Genomic DNA, 21,871 nt, shown 5'->3' with positions numbered 1-21,871 from the left:
GCGGCGACGGGGAGACCTGTCGCCGCCCTCTTGCCATTCGGGCCCAGCTTGGTCCTACTGCGGGCCGGATCGGGGAGGATCTCTCATGCGGCTGGCCTTGCTGTTCGGATCGCTGACGCTCGCCTTCTTGCTGGCGGTGTGGAGCACCCAGGCGCCGACGCCGCGCGCGGCGGACGCGCCCGCCGTCGCCTTTTCGGCCGCGCGGGCCATGAGCGACATCGAACAGATCGCCCGCGCTCCGCATCCGGTCGGTTCGCCCGAACACGCACGGGTTCGCGCCTATCTGGGCGCCCGCCTGACGCAGCTGGGGCTGGAGGTCAGCGAGCAGGCGGGGCCGCTGTCCCCCGCCTCGGTCAAGCGCCTGGCGCGCGCGGGCGGCGACCCGGCGGCGGCGAACAATCAGGCGATCAATCTGATCGGCGTCCTGCCCGGAAAAGACCGCAGCCAACCCGCCGTCATGCTGATGGCCCACTATGACACCGTGGTCGGCTCGCCTGGCGCGGCCGACGATTCCGCCGGGGTCGCCGCCATTCTGGAGGCTGTGCGGGCCATCAAGGCGCGCGGTCCGGTCGAGCGCGATCTGGTCGTCCTGCTGACCGACGCCGAGGAGCTGGGCCTGGACGGGGCGCGGGTCTTCTTCGGCGGCCATCCCTTGCGCGATCGCATCGGGGCCGTGGTCAATCTGGAGGCGCGCGGCGGCGGCGGCCGCGCCGCCATGTTCGAGACGGGGCGCGAGGCGGGGGCGACCGTCCAACTGTTCCGTCGCGCGGCGGCCAAGGCCGACGGCGGGACCACCGCCACCTCCATCGCCGCCTTCATGTATGAGCGGATGCCCAACGGCACCGATTTCACCGTGCCCAAGGACCGGGGGATCGGGGGGCTGAACCTGGCCTTCATCGGCCGCCCGGATCAGTACCATTCGGCCAACGCCACGCCCGCCAACCTGGATCGGGGCGCGGTGCAGCATCTGGGGTCGCAGGCGCTGGAGGCGGCGGATGCGCTGGCGCGCGCGCCCAGCCTGCCGGCCAAGGGCGAGAACCTGGTCTACTCCGACGTCTTCGGCCGCTGGATGGTCGCCCATGCGCAAGGAACCGGCTGGATTCTGCTGGCGCTGGCGGCGGTCTTGGGCGGTTTCGCGGCCTGGCGGGCGAGGCGCCGGGCGGGGCTGACGGCGGGGCAGGTCGGCCTGGGCGTGCTGGACGGGCTGTGGTTCCTGACCGGGGGCGTCATCCTGCTGCAGGCGACGCGCCTGCTGGCCGGACCGATGTCGAGCCGCGCCGCGTCGCCGGACGTCTATTACACCCTGTTGCGCCGCCTGCCGTGGATGGAGGCGGGGGCGACGCTGGCGATCATCGCCCTGGCCTTGGTGCTGGTGACGGGCGCGCGGCGGCCGCGGCCGCGCGTGATCGGCGGGGCGTTCGTCGCCTTGACCGCCGTAGTTCTGATCGTCGGCGGGTTCAGCCCCGTGATGCTGGGGCTGGGCGTCGTCGCCGTCGGCCTGTCGCTGTGGCCGGGCCAAGAACGGCCCCAGGCCGAGGGGGCGGCCTGGGGCGGCTGGTTGGGCCTGCTCGCCCTGGTCTTCGTCTTCGGCTGCGCCCTGCAGGCGGCGGCGCCAGAGGCGGCCCTGCTGTTCGTCTGGCCGGTGCTGCTGGCCGCAACGGCGGCGGCCCTGGCGGCCCTGATCGATCCCGGCCTGACGCGCACGCTCGGCCTTTTGCCGGCCGTCGTCGCGACCGTGTTGGGCGGCGCCTGGTTGCTGGCCATCGGCCACTTCGTCTTCCTGGGCGTGGGGATGGACATGCCTGGGGCTCTGGCTCTGATCGCCTTGCTGGTCCTGCTGTTCGCCCGGCCTCTGGCGCCGGGAGCGAAGACGGCGCGTCTGGTGATGTTTGCGGCGGCGGCCTGCCTGATCGCGGGCGTGGGGCTGAATATTTCGGCGCAGTTGCTGGCGCCGTCGCCCGCCGTGGCGGAGACCTTGCCCTAGAGGGGCGCTGGCGTCGGACCGCGCGAGCGTTTATCGCAACGGATCATGAGCGATCCTGTCCTGGTCACCGGCTCCGCCGGCTTCATCGGCTTCCACACCGCCCGGCGCCTGCTGGAGCGGGGCGAGAGCGTGATCGGGCTGGACAACCTCAACGCCTATTATGATCCGGCGCTGAAGCAGGCGCGCCTGGCCCAGCTGCAGGCCCATCCGAACTATCGCCATCACACGCTCGACCTGGCCGACCGCGACGGCGTCGCCGCCTTGTTCGCCGAGCACACGCCGCGCCGAGTGGTCCACCTCGCCGCCCAGGCGGGCGTCCGCTACAGCCTGGAAGCGCCCGAGACCTATGTCGATTCCAACGTGGCCGGCTTCCTCAGCATCCTTGAAGGCTGCCGCGCGGTCGGGGCGGCCAACCTGGTCTTCGCCTCGACCAGTTCGGTGTTCGGCGCCAATCGCGCCCTGCCGTTCTCGGTGCGCCAGGCGGCGGATCATCCGCTGACCGTCTATGCCGCGACCAAGCTGGCCAATGAGGCCATGGCCCACTCCTACGCCCATCTGTTCGGTTTTCCGGCGACGGGGCTGCGCTTCTTCACGGTCTACGGGCCGTGGGGCCGGCCGGACATGGCTCTGTTCAAATTCACCCGCGCCATCCTGAAGGACGAGCCGATCGACGTGTACGGCGAGGGGCGGATGAGCCGCGACTTCACCTATATCGACGACATCGTCACCGGCGTGATCGCCGCCCTGGACCGCCCCGCCGCGATCGATCCGGCGTGGGACGCGACCGCTCCCAATCCGGCGACCAGCGGCGTGGCGCCCTGGCGCATCCTGAACCTGGGCGCGGGACGCCCCGTGCCGCTGATGCGCTACATCGAGGTGCTGGAGACCAAGCTGGGCCGCAAGGCGAAGCTGAACCTCATGCCCATGCAGGACGGCGACGTGGCCGACACCGAGGCCGACGTGACCGACACCCTGGCCGCTCTCGACTACGCCCCTTCGACGCCGGTGGAGGAGGGCGTCGCCCGCTTCGTCGACTGGTACTGCAACTTCTACCGCGAGAACTGACGCGCGACAGCGGTCGCCTTGGAGGGCGATCGAGCGTCAGCGATTTCGTGGAGATGCCTTGGTGGAGCCGAGGGGAGTCGAACCCCTGACCTCGTCATTGCGAACGACGCGCTCTACCAACTGAGCTACGGCCCCGACCGACAGGCAGGCGCGGGACATAGAAGCGCGCAGGGGGGCGTGTCAACGGGCCGCGCACGAATCCTTGGCGATCGGCGGCCGGGCCGCTAGAAGCGGCGTGAACGAAGCAGGAGTTTCTCATGGGTTTCGCCCTTGTCTGGCTGGTGAACGCCGTCGTCACCTTGATGATCTGGTGCATCATCGCCTCGGCGATCCTGAGCTGGCTGTTCGCCTTCGACGTGATCAATCCGCGCAACCGTTTCGTGGGCCAGATCGCCTATGTGCTGGATACGGTGACGCGGCCGATCCTGGGGCCGATCCAGCGGGTGGTGCCGTCGCTGGGCGGCATCGACATCACGCCGATCATCGCCTTGCTGGCGCTGCAGTTCCTGAGCGTGCTGTTCAACCGGACGGTCGCGCCGATGCTGATCATGTCGCTGGGCTGATCCGGCGCACGCATCGAGGAAGGCTGTCGGGCGTTGAGCCCGGACCACGGCCCCCCAGGAATCCGCACATGGAGCCCAATCCGCCCTTGCGCGGCGCGAGCGGGCTCCTAAGGTGCCGACGACGGGTCCCTATCGGACCGCATTTTTCGCGTAATTCATGACCACGATCAGGACAGTCGCCGTCATCGGCGCCGGGCAAATGGGTTCGGGCATCGCTCAGGTGGTGGCCGCCGGCGGCTATGAGGTGAAGCTGTACGACATTGCGCCGGACCGGGTGACCCTGGCCCTGGGCGAGATCGCGACCAGCCTGGCGCGTCGCGCCGCACGCGGCCTGTCGACCGAGGCGGAGGCCCAGGCGGCCCTGCAACGCATCGCTCCGGCCGCCAGCCTGGCCGAGGCGGCCAAGGCGGACCTGGTCATCGAAGCCGCGTCCGAGGAAGAGGCCGTCAAGAAGGGCGTCTTCACAGAACTGACGCCCCTGCTGGGGCCGGACACCCTGCTGGCGTCCAACACCTCTTCGATCTCCATTACCCGCCTGGCCTCGGTCACGGATCGGCCCGAGCGCTTCATCGGCCTGCACTTCATGAAGCCGGCGCCGACGATGAAGCTGGTCGAACTGGTGCGCGGCATCGCCACCTCGGCCTCGACCTTCGAGACGGCGGTCGCCTTCGCCGAGAGCCTCGGCAAGATCATCACGGAGTCCGAGGACTTCCCCGCCTTCATCGTCAATCGCATCCTGGTGCCGATGATGAACGAGGCGGTCTATGTGCTGTATGAAGGCGTCGGCGACGTGGCCTCGATCGACAAGGCGCTGAAGCTGGGCGCCAACCATCCGATGGGGCCGCTGGAGCTGGCGGATTTCATGGGGCTGGACGTGGCCCTGGCCATCATGAACGTGCTGTATGACGGCCTGGCCGACAGCAAGTATCGGCCCTGTCCGCTGCTGGTGAAATATGTCGAGGCCGGCTGGCTGGGCAAGAAGAGCGGGCGCGGCTTCTACGACTATTCCGGCGAGACGCCGGTCCCGACCCGCTGATGGCTGTCGCTCTTCCCTTCCTGCCGGGCCTGAAGCGCGTGGCGCCGCGGCGCGGCGCTGGCGCGCTGATCCCCGCGGCTCTGGCGGCGGCGGCCTGGCCTCCGGTGATCCTGACCCTGTTCATCTGGCCGCCCGAAAACTGGTGGTCGGGCGTGGATACGGACTGGCGGCTGGTGATGCTGGCGGTCGGACTGATCGCGGCGCCGGTCGGGCTGTGGCTGTTGCTCGACAGCCATGGCAAGACGGGGCGTCCGTCGACGCGGCTGGGCGTGGTGTGCCGTTTCACCGTGTTCGGCGGCCTGCTGGCGGCGGCGATGCAGACGATCATGGCCGTGGTCATGGCGGGTCTGGCGGGCGCCGCCTCGCAGAGCCTGGTTCAAAGCCTGGGGGCGATCGAGACGGCCCTGCTGATTTACGGCGTCGGCGGCCTGCCGCTGGCGGTCATGATGGGCGTCAGCTACGCCCTGTGGGGCGGCCTGTGCGTGGCCTATCTGGGATTTGTCCCGGCCCCGGTGGTCAACAACCGCATGGGCGTCCTGTCCGAACGGGACGTTACGGGGATTTAACGTGAAGCGAAGCGGCGGTCCCGCCTAAGCCTCGACCTCTTCACGCAGAACAGGGGGCGAGCATGAGGGATCAGGTCGAGACGGTTCAGCCGAAGCCGGTGGCGGCGGATCAGCGGATCGTGACGCTGGACGTGCTGCGCGGCGCGGCGGTGCTGGGCATTCTGGCGGTCAATGCGTCGGCCTTCGCCCTGCCGCTGGTGATCCTGGAGTCGGCGCCGGATCAGTCGCCTTTTCCCGCCGTCGTGGGGGCTTCGGGCGTGGCGCAGTGGGCGGTCGACGTCTTCTTCCGCCAGAAGTTCGTGACCCTGTTCTCCATGCTGTTCGGCGTGTCGATCTTCCTGGTCGGCGGCGAGCGGAAGGATGAGGCCAAGGGAGGCGTCCTGCGCCGCCGCCTGATGTTTCTGGCCCTGTTCGGCCTGATCCACGGCCTGGCCTTCTGGTACGGCGACATCCTGTTGCTCTACGCCTGGGCAGGGCTGTTCGTGATGTTGATGCGGTCGATGCCGGCCAAGCCGCTGATCTGGATCGGCGCCGGGGCGACGGTGCTGCTGGCCACGCTTCAGGCGGGCCTGATGATGGCGATGGCGCATTTCCCGGAGGCCATGAGCGAAGGCGGCCCCGCCGATGGGGCGGTCGCGGCCTCCATCGCGGCCTATCAGAGCGGCTGGGCAGGCGCGGCGCTGGAGAACCTGAAGGCCTGGGCCTTCGCTCAGGGCGCCAGCCTGTTCATGTATGTCTTTTCGACCGTTCCGCTGATGATGCTGGGCCTGGGTCTGTTCAAGGCGGGCTTCTTCCACGGCCGCGTCCCGGCGCGCGTCTATGCGATGCTGATGGCGGGCGGCGCGGCGGTGCTGGCGTTGCTGGGCGTGCTGGAGTGGCTGGAGATCCAGGCCGGTCCGGGCGTCGAGGCCACCGGCGGCTGGGCGGCGGTCGTCGCCTCCTATCCGATCATCATCACCCTGGGCTACGCCTCGGCGTTGATCCTGGCGACCACGCGCGGCGTGGGCTGGCTGCGCAAGGGGTTGGCGCCGGTGGGGCGGATGGCGTTCACCAACTATCTGACCCAGACCCTGATCATGACGACGATCTTCTACATGCCGTGGGGCCCGCGCCTGTTCGGTCAGGTCGACTATCCGATGCAGTGGGCCATCGTCGTCGGCGTCTGGGCGCTGCAGTTGATCTGGTCGCCGCTGTGGCTGTCCAAGTTCACCATGGGCCCGTTCGAATGGCTGTGGCGGCGCCTCAGCTATGGGCGCGACCTGCCGCTGCGCCGCGGGGCCTGAGCGGGAAGGGGCGGACGGCGAGTTGCGGCGATGGAACTGATGGCTTAATCGCCGCTTCATGACCGACGAAGCCTCCAACCGCCCCGAAGCTCGCGCGCCGCGCGGGTTCGCCGACCGTCGCGGCCGCGACCTGACCGCCGAGCGCCGCATCGTCGCGCGCGTGTCCGAGGTCTATGAGCGCTGGGGCTTCGAGGCGCTGGAGACCCCGGCGTTCGAGTACGCCGACGCCCTGGGCAAGTTCCTGCCGGACGCCGACCGTCCCAACGAAGGCGTCTTCGCGCTTCAGGACGATGACGATCAGTGGATGGCGCTGCGTTACGACCACACGGCGCCGCTGGCCCGTTTCGCCGCCCAGAACTGGGAGACCCTGCCCAAGCCGTTCCGTCGCTACGCCTATGGGCCGGTGTGGCGCAATGAAAAGCCGGGGCCGGGCCGCTTCCGCGAATTCTGGCAGTGCGACGCCGACACCGTCGGTTCGGACCGGCCCGAGGCCGACGCCGAGATCATCGCCATGGGCTGCGAGGGTCTGCGGGCTGCGGGTCTGGCGGCCGGGCAGGCGGTGATCCGCGTCTCCAACCGCAAGCTGTTCGACGGCCTGTTCGACGCGGGCGGGATCACCGATCCGATCCAGCGTCTGACGGCTCTGCGCGCCGTGGACAAATACGACCGTCTGGGCGTCGAGGGCGTGCGCCTGCTGCTGGGCGAGGGCCGTCTGGACGAGTCCGGCGACTACACCAAGGGGGCGAACCTGCCCGCCTCGGTGATCGGTGCGATCGAAGCCTTCCTGGCCTCGGCCGAGACGCCGGGCCTCAGCCGCGCGGGCGTGCTGGACGCCGTGTCCGGCGCCGCCTTGGGCGCCGCCGGCGAAGAGGCGCTGAAGGAGCTGGCCGCCATCGACCGCGCCCTGACCGCCATGGGCGTGTCGCAGGACGACGTGCGCTTCGACCCGACCATCGTGCGCGGGCTGGAATACTACACCGGGGCGGTGTTCGAGGCCGAACTGCTGCTGGACACCAAGGACGAAAAGGGCCGCGCCGTGCGTTTCGGTTCGATAGGCGGCGGCGGGCGCTATGACGACCTGGTGTCGCGTTTCACCGGCCAGTCGACGCCGGCGACGGGCTTCTCCTTCGGTGTGTCGCGTCTGGCTTCGGCCCTGCGCGCGGCGGGGCGCGGGGCTGAGGACGCCACGCGCGGGCCGGTGGTGGCCATCGTCTTCTCTGAGGACGACATGCAGCACTATCTCGACGCCGTGTCCGAACTGCGGGCGGCGGGCATTCCGGCCGAGCTGTATCTGGGCCGGGCGGGCATGAAGGCGCAGATGAAATACGCCGACCGTCGCGGGGCCCCCGCCGCCGTCATCCTGGGCGGGGACGAGATCGCCGCCGGTCAGGTGACGATCAAGGATCTGGACGCCGGACGCGCCCGCGCCGCCGCCATCGCCGACAACGACGCCTGGAAGGCCGAGCGCCCAGGCCAGCAGACCGTGGCGCGCGATCAGCTAGTCGCGGTGGTGCGCTCCATTATCGAATAGGCTTCGATAAAAACCATGACGAAGACGTGAGTTATCAACGTTCAGTTACGAAAGAACGCTCTTTCGATAGAGGCTTGATTGACTTGACCCCCTCGATGGCGTCATTTGGTCTCACTCAAGAGGCGCAGCGCTCAGCCGCAGCGACATCTTGAAGGCGTTTCGGGGAGGAAACGTCCGCTCCTGAGAGAGCGAGAAGGCCCGCTGCGATGTATCCCCCGCAGCGGGCTTTTTCATGCCTGACGCTCAGGAAATGTATCGAAGAGTATTCGAGAGTCGCTGGGGTGTTGACCTCATGCGCCGTCATCCTCGGGCTTGAACCCGAGGATCCAGGGGCGTCGACTTCTCCATCCCGCCTTGTGCGTCAAACGACCAGATTGCTGGATCCTCGGGTTCAAGCCCGAGGATGACTGCGGGTGCTGGTGTTGAGGAACTGGCCGTATGAAAAAGGGCCGGAGCGTCGCCGCTCCAGCCCTCTTCGTTCAGCAGGCGCCGCGTCTTACCAGATGCGGACGCGCTCTTCCGGCGTCAGATAGTATTTGGTTCCCGGCTTGATGCCGAAGGCGTCGTACCAGGCGTCGATGTTGCGGACCGGGCCGATCACGCGGAACTCGGCCGGGCTGTGCGGATCGGTGGCGATCTGGTTGATCAGCGCCTCATGACGGTATTTGGACTGCCACACCTGGGCCCAGCCGTAGAAGAAGCGCTGGTCGCCGGTCACGCCGTCGATGACCGGGGCGGGCTGGCCATTCAGCGACAGGTGGTAGGCCTCGAGACCGACCGCCGTGCCGGCGGCGTCGCCGATGTTCTCGCCCATGGTCAGGCCGCCCTGGACGGGGTGGCCGGGCACGGGCTCGAACTGATCGTACTGGGCGCCCAGGCGCGTAGTCAGGCCTTTGAAATTGGCCTTGTCCTGATCGGTCCACCAGTTGCGCAGCACGCCGTCGCCGTCGGACTTGGAGCCCTGGTCGTCGAAGCCGTGGCCGATCTCGTGACCGATCACGCCGCCGATGCCGCCGTAGTTGACGGCCGGGTCCGCATGCGGGTCGAAGAAGGGCGGCTGCAGGATGGCGGCGGGGAAGACGATCTCGTTATTGGCCGAGTTGTAATAGGCGTTCACCGTCTGCGGGGTCATGCCCCACTCGTCCTTGTCGACCGGCTGGTCCAGGCGCGACAGGCGGTAGTTCCACTGGAACTGGCCCATGCGCTGGCTGTTGCCGAACAGGTCGTCGGCCTTGATCTCGAGCGCCGTATAGTCGCGCCACTTGTTCGGATAGCCGATCTTGACGGTGAACTTCCGCAGCTTCTCCTGGGCTGCCGCCTTGGTTTCGGCCCCCATCCAGGTGAGGTTGTCGATGCGGTGCGACAGGGCGGTGCGCAGATTGGCGACCAGTTCTTCCATCTTGGCCTTCGACTCGGCCGGGAAATACTCCGCCACATAGAGACGGCCCGCGGCCTCGCCCAGGGCGCCTTCGGCGAAGCTGATGGCGCGCTTCTCACGGCTGCGCTGTTCGGGCTGGCCCGAGAGGTCGCGCGAACGGAATTCCCACTGGGCGTCCGAGAAGCGCTTGGACAGGACGGCGGCCGCGTCGTCCGTGGTGTGGAAGGCCTGCCAGGCCTGCAGGGTGGCGACCGGGGTCTGGGCGAAGACGGTCGCGATCTTGGGCATGGCCGTATTCTGGCGCACGATCAGGCGATCGATCGAGCCGAGGCCGGCGGCGTTGAAGTAACCGGCCCAGTCGAAGCCGGGCGCGTCGGCCGCCAGGGTCTGGATCGAATACTCATTATAGGTCTTGTCGCGGTCGCGGCTCTCCACCGGCGTCCAGTGCGCCTGGGCGATCTGGTCTTCCAGGGCGACGATGGCGGCGGCCGAACCGGCGGGGTCGTTCCAACCGATATTGGTCAGCATCCGCTCGATATAGCCCTGATACTTCTCCTTCTTGTCGGCGAAGCGGGCATCCAGATAGTAGTCGCGATTGGGCATGCCCAGGCCCGATTGGCCCGTCGCCACGACGTAGCGGGTCGGATTCTTCTGGTCGATCGTGATGCCGGTGCCGAAGAAGGACGAGCCGACGCGTCCCTGCGTCTGGCCCATGTAGGCGGCGATCTTCTCATGGGTGTCGGCGGCGCGGATGGCGGCCAGGAAAGGTTGCAGCGGCTGGGCGTCCAGCGCCTCGATGCGCGCCTCGTCCATATAGGCGCGGTAGGCGTCGGCGATCTTCTGCTCGTCCGAACCGGCGGCCAGATCGGTGCGCGCGGCCAGATCCGTCACCAGCTTCTTCATGCGGTTGTCGGACAGTTCGCGCAGGAGAGGGAAGGAGCCGTAGGAGGTGCGGTCCGACGGGATGGTCAGTTGGTCCAGCGCCGCGCCGTTGGCGTAGCGGAAGAAGCTGTCGCCCGGATCGACCGAGGTGTCGCGACCGGCCAGGTCGAAGCCCCAGGTTCCATATCGGGGGGCGTCCGTGCCCTGCCAGCCCGAGGCGCCGCCCTGGGCGGCCGGGGTCTGGAACAGTTCGAAGACCGAGCAGGCTTCGTCGATGCAGGCGTGGTCATGGCCGTCGTGGGCCAGGGCGGCGGCCGGGACCAGAAGGGCCGCCGCTGCGACCCCCGCGAACAGTTTCTTCATTCGTCGTTTCCTCATCTCGGACCCTCAAGGGGCGCGCTGCCCAAAGCCTAGAAGCAGGGGGCGATCATGCGGTCTTAAAAAATTTTAATGCGCCGCGCGAGGGCGGACTGAATTCCCTGTTTTGGGCCCTGAGGCGCCCTAATGATGCAGAGAGGAAATAGACTGAGGCATAAAGCCAAGCTTTGAGCCTGTGAGCTTCGCTGACCTTGCGGTATCAGTAGAACTCCGTAGTCATGTTGAACTCCTAAGCGTGGTGCGGCAGAGTTTTATGCCGCCCGTGACCCATTTTGGTCATTGTTCGGTGATGAAAGTTCACCACTTCCTCCCAGGAGCGTTCTCCGCCTTGTTCCAGGTTCGCGTCAGTTCGACGGCGAGCCGCGATGAGGCGAACGCCGCACATAGATGAGTTTAGAGCCGCCGCCGATGCGTGAATCTTCCCAGTCCGCCCCTGCCGTCGCCGAAGCCGAAGTCCAGCCTCGGCTGAACCGCCGCCAGGCCGCCAAGGTGCGCACGCGTCAGAAGGTTCTGGACGCCGCCCGCACCCTCTTCGCCGAGCGCGGCTATGACGCCGCCACCATCCGCGACATCGCCAAGGGCGCAGGCATGTCGACCGGCGCGGTCTTCGCCAACTTCCAGGACAAGGCCGAGCTGTTCGAAGCCGTCTTCTCCGAAGAGATGGAAGGCCTTCTGGTCGATATCCGCACCGCCGCCGCCGAAGGCCGCGTCCTGGACCGCCTGTCGAACGGGCTGACCGCGGGTTATCACCGCTCGCTGGACCATCTGCCGCTGATGCAGGCCATGGTGGCGCGCTCGTGGTTCCAGCCGGAAGACGCCGATCTGCGCTCGCGCGCCTTCGTCCGTCCGCTGGTCGAGGCCGTGGCCGAGATTCTGCAGGCCGGCGTGCGTGAAGGCGAGCTGCGCCAGGATGTGGACCTGCCCATGTTGGCGCGTCTGATCTGGGACGTCTTCATCAACAACTTCCGCTTCGCCGCCTATGACAACTGGGGCATCGAAGAGCTGACGCCGCATATCCGCAAGCAGCTGGAACTGATCCTGTCCAGCCAGCTGGCGCGCCAGTAAGGCCTCAGCCAGAACCTGATTGAGGGCCGTACGCCGAACAGGCGTGCGGCCCTTTTTTCATGCCCTGGTCGGACCGGATCCAGCTTTCTTGCGCCCCGATGGAACGGCGGTCTTGCTGACGTGTTGCAGTCCAAGGCCAAGCTGAACGATGGGAGGGCGCCATGTCGTCCATTGAGCGCGGACGGGGCTTCGGCAGCGTCCTTGTCAGGCTTCTCGGGATCGTCATCGCCCTAATCGGGCTGACGCTGACCATCGGCGGAGGCCAACTGATCATGTTGGGCGGGTCCGCCTATTATCTGATCGTCGGTCTGTTGATGATCGTTTCGGGCGGGTTGCTGGCCTTGCTCAGACCGTTGGGCGCCTGGCTCTACATCGCCATCTTCATCGGCACCGTCGTCTGGGCGCTCTGGGAGGTCGGGCTGAACGGCTGGGCCCTGGTCCCGCGCGTGGTGGCGCCGCTGGTGCTGCTGATCGCGGTGGTCCTCAGCTTCCCGGCGCTGAAACGCGACGGGGGCGGCGGCAGGCTGGCCCTGGGCGGTCTGGCGGCCATCGTCGTCTTCGGCCTGGTCGCCGGCGTGGTGGTGGCCCAGGCCAACAAGGCGCGGGTTCTCAGCCCCGTGCCGGGCGCGGCGAACGGCGGCGTGGGCGATCCGGCGGTGCTGAAGGTCGGCGCAGACTGGCCCGCCTGGGGCGGTTCGGACAGCGCCCAGCGCTACTCGCCGCTGAGCCAGATCAACAAGGACAATGTGAAGGGGCTTCAACGCGCCTGGACCTTCCGCACCGGCGATCTGCCTGACGAGCGCTGGGGCGCCGAGACGACGCCGCTGAAGGTCGGCGACACCCTCTATCTGTGCTCGGCCCGCAACCGGCTGTTCGCGGTGGATGCGGCCACGGGCAAGCAGAAGTGGACCTATGATCCCAAGGTCGCAGACGACCAGATCCCCTATACCGCCGCCTGTCGGGGCGTAGCCTATTACGCCGCGCCGAACGTCGATGCGGCTCAGCCCTGCGCCACGCGCATCATCGAAGGCACGCTGGACGGACGGCTGGTGGCGGTGGACGCCCGCACGGGCGTTCCCTGTGCGGGTTTCGGGACCAACGGCTCGGTCAGCATCAAGCACGGCATGGGCGACCCCTATCCCGGCATGGTTTCGATCACCTCGGCGCCGGTCATCGTGCGCGGGGTGGTGGTGACAGGCCATCAGGTGCTGGACGGCCAGAAGCGGTGGAACGCGTCCGGCGTGATCCAGGGCTTCGACGCCGTGACGGGCCAACTGCGCTTCGCCTGGGACATGATGCGGCCGGACATCACCACCCTGCCGCCCGAAGGCGAGACCTATACGCCGGGCACGCCGAACATGTGGACGACGGCCACGGCGGATGAGGCGCTGGGTCTGGTCTTCCTGCCGATGGGCAACTCGGCGGCGGACTATTATTCCGGCCTGCGTCGTCCCGCCGAGAACGAATACGCCACCTCCCTGGTCGCGCTGGACGTGACCACCGGCAAGCCGCGCTGGCATTTCCAGACGGTGCGCAAGGACGTCTGGGACTATGACCTGGGCTCGCAGGCGACCCTGGTCGACATGCCGATCAACGGGACCATGGTTCCGGCGGTGATCCTGCCGTCCAAGCAGGGCGACCTCTATATTCTGGATCGCCGCACCGGCCTGCCGCTGCACAAGGTCGAGGAGCGCCGCGTGCCGCAGGGCGGCGTCGAGCCTTCGCAGCGCAGCCCGACCCAGCCCTTCTCCCTGTTCCACACCCTGAGGAAGGCCGACCTGACCGAGCGCGACATGTGGGGCATGTCGCCGATCGATCAGATGGTCTGCCGCATCCAGTTCCATCAGGCGGCCTATGACGGCTATTTCACGCCGCCGACATCGGATCGGCACTGGATCCAGTATCCGGGCTACAACGGCGGCTCCGACTGGGGCGGGGTGGCGGTCGATCCGGCGCGCGGCGTGATCGTCGCCAACTACAACGACATGCCCAACCATAACCGCCTGGTGCCCCGCGCCGAGGCTGATCGTCTGGGCTGGTTCTCGCGCGACGACCCCCGTTACATCGAACGCGAGAAGGAGGCGGCGAACCGCGGCGGCAACCTGTCGAAGTCCAAGGCCGAGGGCGCGGGCGACCCGCAGATGGGCGTGCCCTACGCCATCGACGTCAATGCGGGTTGGCGGGTCAAGTTCACCGGCCTGCTGTGCAAACAGCCGCCCTATGGCGGGATGCGCGTCATCGACCTGAAGAGCGGCCGCACCCTGTGGGATCGTCCGTTCGGCACGGCGCGCAAGAACGGACCGTTCGGCATTCCGTCGATGCTGCCGATGGAGATCGGCACGCCGAACAACGGCGGCTCGGCGGTGACGGCGGGCGGGCTGATCTTCATCGCCGCGGCGACGGACGACCTAATCCGCGCCATCGACATCGAGACCGGCAAGACGGTGTGGTCGGATGTCCTTCCGGCGGGCGGTCAGGCCAATCCGATGATCTATGAGCAGAACGGCCGCCAGTATCTGGTCATCATGGCCGGCGGGCATCACTTCATGGAGACGCCGCGCGGGGACTATGTGATCGCTTATGCATTGCCCGAGAAGACGTAGGGCGCGACGCCTCTCCCTCCCCGTCCCGGGGAGGGTGGTCGCGTAGCGACCGGGTGGGGAGGACCAGGTGATTAAGGCGCGGCGTTTGATTTGCCTTGCCGCCCCCACCCGGCCTCGCCCTGACGGGCTCAGCCACCCTCCCCGGGGCGGGGAGGGAGAGGCGTGGCGTTTGTTTCAGAGCCGCGTCTGGCCCTCGCCGCGTACCACATACTTATAGGTCGTCAGTTGCTCCGCCCCGACTGGCCCGCGCGCATGCAGCTTTGAGGTCGAGATGCCGATCTCGCCGCCGAAGCCGAACTCTCCGCCGTCGGCGAACTGGGTCGAGGCGTTGATCAGCACGATGGCGCTGTCGACGCCCTCAGCGAAGCGTTCGGCGGCCTTCTCGTCGGTGGTGACGATGGCCTCGGTGTGGCCCGAACCGTAGCGGCGGATGTGGTCGACCGCGCCGTCCACGCCGTCCACCACGCGCACCGACAGAATGGGGGCCAGATACTCGGTGCTCCAGTCGGCCTCGATCGCTTCGCCCATTTCGGGAACAAGCGTACGGGCCTCGGCGTCCCCGCGCAGTTCGCAACCGGCGGCGATCAGGTCGGCGGCCACGGCGGGCAGCAGGCGTTCCGCCGCCGCCCGGTCGACCAGCAAGGTCTCGGTCGCGCCGCAGACGGAAACGCGGCGCATCTTGGCGTTCAGGGTCACGCGACGGGCGACGTCCAGATCGGCGGCGGCGTCCAGATAGGTGTGGCACAGACCCTCGAGGTGGCCCAGCACGGGCGCCTTCGCCTCGGCCTGAACCCGCGCGACCAGACTTTTGCCGCCGCGCGGGATGATCAGGTCGATGGCGCCGTCGAGGCCCGACAGGATGGCGCCGACGGCCTCGCGATCCGGCACGGGGACCAGTTGGACGGCGTCGGCGGGCAGGCCCGCTTCGGTCAAGGCGCTCGTGACGACAGCGGCGATGGCGCGCGACGAGTCCAGACAGTCCGAGCCGCAGCGCAGGATCGCCGCATTGCCGGACCGCAGACACAGGGCGGCGGCGTCGGCGGTGACGTTGGGACGGCTCTCGTAGATGACGGCCAGCACGCCGATGGGGGTGCGGACGCGCGCGATGTCCAGACCGTTGGCCGGGGTCCAGCGCGCCATTTCACTGCCGACCGGATCGGGTTGGACGGCGATGGTCTCGACGGCGACGGCCATGCTCTTGACGCGGGCGGGCGTCAGGGCCAGGCGGTCGATCAGGGCCTCGGACAGGCCGCCGTCGCGGGCGCGGCTTACGTCGCGGGCGTTGGCGGATAGGATGTCGGCCTCGGCGGCGCGCAGGCCCTTGGCGAGCTGATGAAGCGCCTGGGTCCGGGCGTCCGGCGTCGTGGCGCGAAGGGCGTCAGCGGCGGCGCGGGCGCGGCGGCCCATGTCGATCATCATGCCCAGCATGGCGGCGTCGAGGTCGCTCATCGGTCCTCCAGAACCAGATCGTCGCGGTGGATGACGACCGAGGCGCTGCGATAGCCCAACAGGCTTTCGATCGCGTCGGAATGGCGGCCTCGGATCAGGGCGATCTCATCGGCGGCGTAGGCGGCCAGACCGACGCCCAGTCGCGCGCCGTCGGGGCCGGTCAGGCGTACGCTGTCGCCCTTGCCGAAATCGCCGCTGACGGCGACGACGCCGGAGGGCAGCAGGCTCTTTCCGGCATGGAGGGCGGCGACGGCTCCGGCGTCCAGCGTGAGGGCGCCGCCGGGCGCCACGCTGCCCGCGATCCACTGCTTCCACGCCGCCAGGGGGGTGGCGGGGGCCAGGATCAGGCTCGCGCGGGCGCCGTCCAGCACCGCCCTCAACGGATGGTCGGTCAGGCCCGAGGCGATGACGGTGGCGCATCCGGCCGAGGCGGCGATCTGGGCCGCCGCCAGCTTGGTCGCCATGCCGCCCGTGCCGACCCCGGCCTGCGCATTGGCGCCTGAGGCCATGGCCAGAACGTCGGGCGTCAGCCGCTCGATCAGCGGCAGATGGCGGGCGTCTGGATCGCGGCGCGGATCGGCGGTGTAGAGGCCGTCCACATCGGACAGCAGAATCAGCAGGTCGGCCCGCCCAAGCTGGGCCGCGCGCGCGGCCAGGCGGTCGTTGTCGCCATAGCGGATCTCCTCGGTGGCGACGGTGTCGTTTTCGTTGACCACGGGAATGACGCCAAGGCCCAGCAGGGCCTCCAGCGTGGCGCGGCCGTTCAGCCAGCGGCGGCGCCGTTCGGTGTCGTCGCGCGTCAGCAGCACCTGGCCCGCCATCAGGCCGTGGGGAGCGAGGGCTTCCTCCCAAGCGTGCATCAGCAGGGACTGGCCCACGGCGGCGGCGGCTTGCTTATCCTGAAGGCGGCCCGTCGGCAGGTTCAGCCGTCCGCGCCCCAGAGCCACGGCGCCGGAAGAGACGACGATAACCTCGCGGCCCTGTCGGCGCAGTTCGGCGATGTCGGCGGCCAGGCTGACCAGCCACGGCGCGGCGACGGCGCGTCGCGCGGCGTCGAACAGCAGGGACGAGCCGATCTTGACCACCACCCGGCGCGCTTGGGCCAGGGCGGCGGCAGGCGAGGCGGCGCACTCAAGGGCTTCGGGATGGGGCGCGGAGGAGGTCACAAGCCTCCCTATCGCAAGATTGTCGCGTGAGCCAAGCTGGGGCGATGATTATTCACGCGACGCCGCAATGGAAGCGTAAGAATGAATAATATTCTGACTAATGGTGGTTCGGCAGAAGGGCCGCCAAAGAAAACGCCCGGCGGGCGAACCAGCCGGGCGTCTCAGTTTCAGCTTGAGGCTGAAGGTCAGGCTTCGGGATCGGGAGCCTGTTCCCAACCGCCCGCCAGGGCCTTGAACAGGCCGATCTGGTAGGTGGTGACCTGGGCTTCCGAGGCGGCCAGGGCGGCGTCGGCGCCGGCCAGGGTGCGCTCGGAATCGAGCACCGTCAGGAAGCTGTCGGCGCCGGCGTCGAAGCGTAGACGCGACAGGCGCGCCGCGGTGGCCGCCTGATCCCGCGCGGTGCGCAGGGCCGTGCGGCGGTCCAGTTCATTGGCGTAGGCGCTGAGCGCCGTCTCGGTTTCCTGCAGCGCCGTCAGCACGGTCTGGTCGAAGGTCGCCAGGGCTGCGTCCGACTGGGCGTCCGCCTGCTTGATCCGCGCCCGAGCCGCCCAGACGTTGGGGAAGGACCAGGAGATCAGCGGGCCGACGTTGAAGCGGAAGTTGGCGTCCTCGCCCAGGTCCGAGGCGTCGAGCGCCGTCGAACCCACCGACCCGCCCAGACGGATGCTGGGATAGAGGTTGGCGGTGGCGACGTTGACGCGGGCGGCGGCCGCCGAGAGGCGGGCCTCCGCCTGACGCACGTCGGGACGGCGAGCCAGCAGGGCCGCGCCGTCGCCGACCGGGATCGGCTGCGACAGCTGCGGCGGGCCCTGGCAGGCGCGGGCCGCCTCGCTGGCCTCGGCCGGCGTGCGGCCGGTCAGGGTGGCCAGGCGGAACAGGGCGCCGTCGCGCGACGCCCGCAGGGGCGGCAGGCTGGCGCGAGTCTGTTCCAGGGCGGCGCGGGCGCGGGCCACGTCCAGACCATTGCCGGCGCCCCCGTCCAGCAGGCGCTGGGTCAGGTCGACGGTCTTGGCCTGCAGATCGATGGTCCGTTCGGCCACGGCGATCTGGGCGTTGGCCGAGCAGGTGTCGGCATAGGCCCGGGCCGTTTCGGCCGCGACCGTTACCCGCACGACCTCCAGGGCGGCGGCGGCGGCGGCGACGTCGCCCCGCGCGGCGCGGATGGAGGACTCCACACGGCCGAACAGGTCGATCTCATAGGAGACGTCCAGGCCGACGTCATAGGTGTCGACCTCCGGCAGCTTGGCGCCGCCGGCGGTCGGCACGGTGTCCGTCGAGGCCCGGCTGCGGTTATAGGCGGCCGAGGTGGTGGTGGTCGGGAACCGGCCCGAGCGGGCTTCGGACAGCGAGGCCCGGACGGCGCGCAGATTGGCCGCGGCCGCCTCCAGCTCGTTGTTCTCGGTCAGGGCCTGCTGGATCAGGCCGTCGAGGGTCGGATCCTGGTACAGCCGCCACCAGTCGTCGCGGGCCGCCTCGGTCGAAACCGAGGCGGATTGCGAGCCGACGAAGGCGCCCTGGCCTTCGGCCGGGAGGGTGGGGAGCGGCGCCTTGGGGCCCACCGCGCAGGCGGCGAGCAGGGCGGCCGACCCCGCGGCGGTCAGCAGAGTGCGGAGTTTGCCGTTCATTTTACGCATCTCCCTGGCGCGGAGCGGCGGGAGCCGGTTCCGGGCCGTCGGGGTCAAAGGGGTCGTGCGGGGTGGAGCCGAAGCTGGTCGGGAGCTCGCGCTCCTTGCCCGGCGCCTTGGGCAGCTTGCCCGCCATCCAGCGACAGATGACGTAGAAGACCGGGGTGAAGATCAGACCGAAGAAGGTCACCCCCAGCATCCCATAGACCACCGCGATGCCCAGGGCGTTCTGCATCTCCGAGCCGGGGCCCGTGGCGATGGCCAGGGGCAGCACGCCGAAGATGAAGGCGAACGAGGTCATCAGGATCGGGCGCAGACGCTGGCGCGCAGCCTGAACGGCGGCGTCCCAACGGTCGAGACCCTCTTCGTCCTCGGCCTGCTTGGCGAATTCCACGATCAGGATGGCGTTCTTGGCCGCCAGCGCGATCAGGACCACCAGGCCGACCTGGGTCAGGATGTTGTTGTCCAGGCCGTGCAGGTTCACCCCGACAATGGCCGCCAGGATACACATCGGCACGATCATGATGACCGCCAGCGGCAGGGTGAAGGCCTCATATTGTGCGGCCAGCACCAGGAAGACGAACACCACCGCCATGATGAAGATGATGGTCGCGCCGCCCGCCGCCTGCTTCTCCTGCAGGGCGATTTCGGTCCACTCGTAGCTGAAGCCCTCCGGCAGCGTCTTGGCCGCCAGCTCTTCCATCGTGGCGATGGCGTCGCCGGTGGACACGCCTGGCGCCGCTTCACCCTGCAGTTCCGAAGCCGGGAACAGGTTGTAGCGGACCACGCGCGCCGGGCCGGAATCGTCGGCCAGGGTCGCCACCGAACCGATCGGCACCATCCCGCCCGAGGCCGAACGGACCTTCAGGTTGGCGATGTCGGCCAGCTCGTCGCGATAGGCGGGCTCGGCCTGGGCGGTCACGCGGAAGGTGCGGCCCAGGAAGTTGAAGTCGTTGACGTAGGTCGAGCCGAGGTAGGTGCCCAGGGTGTTGAACACGGTCGAGGGCTGGACGCCCATCAACAGGGCCTTGTCGCGGTCGACGTCGGCGGCGATGCGCGGCGAGCCGGTGTTGTAGAGGCTGAACACCTGCTGCACCTGTTCCGGCGCCTGAGCGGCCGCGCCCATCATGGCGAAGGTCGCGCCTTCCAGAGCCTGGAAGCCGGCGCCGGAACGGTCCTGGATCATCATCTTGAAGCCCGAGCCGGTGCCCATGCCCTGAACGGGCGGGGGCGACAGCATGAAGATGCTGGCTTCCTCGATGACGCCGGTCGCCCCGCTGAGCGCGCCGGCCAGGGCCGAGGCTTCCAGTTCGGGCGTGGTCCGCTCATCATAGTCCTTCAGCTTGATGAACATGGTGGCGGCGTTGGACGACAGCGAGAAGCTGGAGCCGTCCAGGCCGGCGAAGGCGGTGACTTCCTGAACGCCGTCGGCCTTCTGGACGATCTCGACAGCCTTGTTCATGGCGGCCTTGGTGCGTTCCAGCGAGGCGCCCGGCGGAAGCTGGACGACGCCGATCAGCACGCCCTGGTCCTGGGCCGGAATGAAGCCCGTGGGCGTATCGGCCATGCGCCAGCCCGTCAGCGCCAGCAGGGCGGCGTAGATGACGAGCATGATGGTGACCATGCGGATCAGCTTGGCCGTCAGGCGGCCGTAGCGGTCCGACACCCAGTCGAAGCCTTCGTTGAACTTGGCTCCGGCCCAGCCGACGTAATAGGTGACCGTGCCGATCAGGCCCGGCTTGCGGTGCTGGTCGTGATCCTTGTGCGGCTTGAGCAGCAGCGCGGCCAGGGCCGGCGACAGGGTCAGCGACACCAGCAGCGAGATCAGCGTCGCCGAGGCGATGGTGACGGCGAACTGGCGGAAGAAGATGCCGGGAATGCCAGGCACGAAGGCGGTTGGCACGAACACCGAGGTCAGCACCAGGGAGATGGCGATCAGGGCGCCCGACACTTCCTGCATCGACCGATAGGCCGCTTCCTTGGGCGTCAGGCCCTCGCGGATGTATCGCTCGACGTTCTCGACCACGATGATGGCGTCGTCGACGACGATGCCGACGGCCAGAACCAGGGCGAACAGCGACAGGGAGTTGATCGAATAGCCCAGGGCCAGCTGCACCGCGAAGGTGCCGACCAGGGCCACCGGGATGGCGATGATCGGGATGATGGCCGCACGCCAGGTCTGCAGGAAGACCAGGATGACGATCATCACCAGGAAGACGGCTTCGACCAGCACGTCCTCCACGGCCGAAACCGAGGCGGCGACGTATTCCGTGGGGTTATAGGGGATGGCGTATTTCACGCCGGGCGGGAAGCCGGCCTTGATGGCGTCCAGCTCGGCGATGACGGCCTCGGCGGTCGACAGGGCGTTGGAGCCGGGTTGCTGGATGACGGCGATGCCGACGCCGCGCTGGCCGTTGAAGTAGCCTTCGACGCCGTAGATTTCCGAGCCGAGTTCGATGCGGGCGATGTCGCTGACGCGGGTCACGCGCCCTTGAGCGTCGGTCTTGAGCACGACCTTGCCGAACTCTTCCGGAGCCGACAGACGACCCTCGACCTGGACCGGCAGCTCGAAGGCGGCGGCGTTGGTCGGGAAGGGGGGCTGGCCGATGGAACCGCCGGCGGCCTGGACGTTCTGGGCCTGCAGGGCGGCCACGATTTCAGGCGCGGTCAGGTCGCGTGCGGCCGCCTTGGCCGGATCGATCCAGATGCGCATGGAGTAGTTGCCGCCGCCGAAGACCTGGATGCCGCCGACGCCGTCGATCCGCAGCAGGCGGTCGCGGATCGTCGACTGGGCCATGTTGCCCAGGTAGTCGCTGTCGATGCCGGGGTCGTCGGACGTCAGCGAGGCCAGCATCAGGAAGCCCGAGGACTCCTTGTTGACGACCACGCCGACCTGACGGACCTGCGCCGGAAGGCGCGGCTCGGCCAGGGCGACCCGGTTCTGGACCAGCACCTGGGCGGTGTCGAGATCGGTGCCCGGCTGGAAGGTCACGGTCACGGAGACCCGGCCATCCGAGGTGGACGACGAGGTCATGTAGAGCATGTTCTCGACGCCGTTGATCTCCTGCTCCAGCGGCGCGGCGACCGTTTCGGAGAGGGTTTCAGCCGAGGCGCCGGCGTAGGAGGCGGTCACGCTGATCGTCGGCGGCGCGATGTCCGGATACTGCGCCAGCGGCAGCATCGGCATGGCGAAGGCGCCGATCAGGGTGATGAAGACCGAGATCACGATCGCGAAGATCGGCCGGTCGATGAAGAAGCGGGATATGTTCATGGATCAGGTTCCGGCTCGTGAGCCCC

14 protein-coding genes and 1 tRNA gene are annotated in these 21,871 nt (G+C 68.5%); 9 read left to right on the top strand and 6 right to left on the bottom strand.

Translation table 11 applies throughout. The features are described from left to right. Positions 1-85: 85 nt before the first annotated feature. Positions 86-1,984 carry a M20/M25/M40 family metallo-hydrolase gene (locus AC3IPP_RS15610; RefSeq protein WP_489149615.1) on the top strand — a complete coding sequence of 633 codons (1,899 nt, stop codon included), beginning with the start codon at positions 86-88 and terminating at the stop codon, positions 1,982-1,984. A 45-nt stretch (positions 1,985-2,029) separates the two neighbouring features. Further along, positions 2,030-3,049 (top strand): NAD-dependent epimerase, encoded by a 1,020-nt coding sequence (locus tag AC3IPP_RS15605; protein ID WP_489149614.1) that lies wholly within the window; start codon positions 2,030-2,032, stop codon positions 3,047-3,049. Positions 3,050-3,108: 59 nt separating this feature from the next. Here AC3IPP_RS15605 and AC3IPP_RS15600 read toward each other — a convergent pair. Beyond that, positions 3,109-3,184, bottom strand: a tRNA-Ala gene (locus AC3IPP_RS15600). Between the two features lie 122 nt (positions 3,185-3,306). Here AC3IPP_RS15600 and AC3IPP_RS15595 point away from each other — a divergent pair. The 5 genes from AC3IPP_RS15595 (at position 3,307) to hisS (ending at position 8,028) form a co-directional block, all read left to right on the top strand. Further along, complete coding sequence (locus AC3IPP_RS15595; protein WP_087141580.1) at positions 3,307-3,612, top strand: YggT family protein; 306 nt, start codon at positions 3,307-3,309, stop codon at positions 3,610-3,612. Positions 3,613-3,769: 157 nt separating this feature from the next. After that, positions 3,770-4,648 carry a 3-hydroxybutyryl-CoA dehydrogenase gene (locus AC3IPP_RS15590; protein ID WP_489149613.1) on the top strand — a complete coding sequence of 293 codons (879 nt, stop codon included), beginning with the start codon at positions 3,770-3,772 and terminating at the stop codon, positions 4,646-4,648. Next, the gene (locus AC3IPP_RS15585) at positions 4,648-5,214 is read left to right on the top strand and encodes a hypothetical protein (RefSeq protein ID WP_256968337.1); all 567 of its coding nucleotides are present in this window, start codon (positions 4,648-4,650) and stop codon (positions 5,212-5,214) included. The genes AC3IPP_RS15590 and AC3IPP_RS15585 overlap by 1 nt, the downstream gene beginning before the upstream one ends. 62 nt (positions 5,215-5,276) lie before the next feature. After that, positions 5,277-6,497, top strand: coding sequence for a DUF418 domain-containing protein (locus tag AC3IPP_RS15580; RefSeq protein ID WP_489149612.1), 1,221 nt, complete (start codon positions 5,277-5,279; stop codon positions 6,495-6,497). Positions 6,498-6,555: 58 nt separating this feature from the next. Then, entirely contained in the window at positions 6,556-8,028 is a 1,473-nt protein-coding gene (gene hisS, locus AC3IPP_RS15575; RefSeq protein WP_489149611.1) for a histidine--tRNA ligase, read from the top strand. 496 nt (positions 8,029-8,524) lie between these two features. Here the strand turns inward: hisS and AC3IPP_RS15570 are convergent, their stop codons facing one another. Further along, positions 8,525-10,651: a M13 family metallopeptidase gene (locus AC3IPP_RS15570; protein ID WP_489149610.1), complete on the bottom strand. Its 2,127-nt coding sequence runs from the start codon at positions 10,649-10,651 to the stop codon at positions 8,525-8,527. A 423-nt stretch (positions 10,652-11,074) separates the two neighbouring features. On the opposite strand from AC3IPP_RS15570, the gene AC3IPP_RS15565 reads away from it, so the two are divergent. After that, positions 11,075-11,731: a TetR/AcrR family transcriptional regulator gene (locus AC3IPP_RS15565; RefSeq protein WP_087141585.1), complete on the top strand. Its 657-nt coding sequence runs from the start codon at positions 11,075-11,077 to the stop codon at positions 11,729-11,731. A 161-nt stretch (positions 11,732-11,892) separates the two neighbouring features. Beyond that, positions 11,893-14,334 (top strand): membrane-bound PQQ-dependent dehydrogenase, glucose/quinate/shikimate family, encoded by a 2,442-nt coding sequence (locus AC3IPP_RS15560; RefSeq protein WP_489149609.1) that lies wholly within the window; start codon positions 11,893-11,895, stop codon positions 14,332-14,334. Between the two features lie 174 nt (positions 14,335-14,508). Here the strand turns inward: AC3IPP_RS15560 and AC3IPP_RS15555 are convergent, their stop codons facing one another. The 4 genes from AC3IPP_RS15555 to AC3IPP_RS15540 all read right to left on the bottom strand — a co-directional run bounded on the left by AC3IPP_RS15555 (position 14,509) and on the right by AC3IPP_RS15540 (position 21,845). Further along, positions 14,509-15,783, bottom strand: a complete 1,275-nt coding sequence (locus AC3IPP_RS15555) for a glutamate-5-semialdehyde dehydrogenase (protein ID WP_489149608.1) — start codon at positions 15,781-15,783, stop codon at positions 14,509-14,511. Further along, positions 15,780-16,949 (bottom strand): glutamate 5-kinase, encoded by a 1,170-nt coding sequence (gene proB / locus AC3IPP_RS15550; RefSeq protein WP_489149607.1) that lies wholly within the window; start codon positions 16,947-16,949, stop codon positions 15,780-15,782. Before proB ends, AC3IPP_RS15555 begins: the two co-directional genes overlap by 4 nt. A gap of 185 nt (positions 16,950-17,134) precedes the next feature. Beyond that, positions 17,135-18,574: an efflux transporter outer membrane subunit gene (locus AC3IPP_RS15545; protein ID WP_489149606.1), complete on the bottom strand. Its 1,440-nt coding sequence runs from the start codon at positions 18,572-18,574 to the stop codon at positions 17,135-17,137. A gap of 1 nt (position 18,575) precedes the next feature. Next, a complete protein-coding gene (locus AC3IPP_RS15540) occupies positions 18,576-21,845 on the bottom strand; it encodes an efflux RND transporter permease subunit (RefSeq protein ID WP_489149605.1) in 3,270 nt (1,089 codons plus the stop codon). Positions 21,846-21,871: the final 26 nt, after the last annotated feature.

The organism is Brevundimonas sp. KH_060 (genome assembly GCF_057838275.1).
The sequence above is the reverse complement of the archived record's forward strand: the minus strand, read 5'-3'. Positions and strand labels throughout refer to the sequence as shown.

Bases quoted from the DNA above. Each gene is read 5' to 3' on its own strand.
- AC3IPP_RS15605 (WP_489149614.1), top strand. From the start codon at position 2,030: ATGAGCGATCCTGTCCTGGTCACCGGCTCCGCCGGCTTCATCGGCTTC.
- AC3IPP_RS15565 (WP_087141585.1), top strand. From the start codon at position 11,075: ATGCGTGAATCTTCCCAGTCCGCCCCTGCCGTCGCCGAAGCCGAAGTC.
- AC3IPP_RS15590 (WP_489149613.1), top strand. From the start codon at position 3,770: ATGACCACGATCAGGACAGTCGCCGTCATCGGCGCCGGGCAAATGGGT.
- AC3IPP_RS15595 (WP_087141580.1), top strand. From the start codon at position 3,307: ATGGGTTTCGCCCTTGTCTGGCTGGTGAACGCCGTCGTCACCTTGATG.
- AC3IPP_RS15540 (WP_489149605.1), bottom strand. From the start codon at position 21,845: ATGAACATATCCCGCTTCTTCATCGACCGGCCGATCTTCGCGATCGTG.
- AC3IPP_RS15580 (WP_489149612.1), top strand. From the start codon at position 5,277: ATGAGGGATCAGGTCGAGACGGTTCAGCCGAAGCCGGTGGCGGCGGAT.
- hisS (WP_489149611.1), top strand. From the start codon at position 6,556: ATGACCGACGAAGCCTCCAACCGCCCCGAAGCTCGCGCGCCGCGCGGG.
- AC3IPP_RS15585 (WP_256968337.1), top strand. From the start codon at position 4,648: ATGGCTGTCGCTCTTCCCTTCCTGCCGGGCCTGAAGCGCGTGGCGCCG.
- AC3IPP_RS15570 (WP_489149610.1), bottom strand. From the start codon at position 10,651: ATGAAGAAACTGTTCGCGGGGGTCGCAGCGGCGGCCCTTCTGGTCCCG.
- AC3IPP_RS15610 (WP_489149615.1), top strand. From the start codon at position 86: ATGCGGCTGGCCTTGCTGTTCGGATCGCTGACGCTCGCCTTCTTGCTG.
- AC3IPP_RS15560 (WP_489149609.1), top strand. From the start codon at position 11,893: ATGTCGTCCATTGAGCGCGGACGGGGCTTCGGCAGCGTCCTTGTCAGG.
- AC3IPP_RS15545 (WP_489149606.1), bottom strand. From the start codon at position 18,574: ATGAACGGCAAACTCCGCACTCTGCTGACCGCCGCGGGGTCGGCCGCC.
- AC3IPP_RS15555 (WP_489149608.1), bottom strand. From the start codon at position 15,783: ATGAGCGACCTCGACGCCGCCATGCTGGGCATGATGATCGACATGGGC.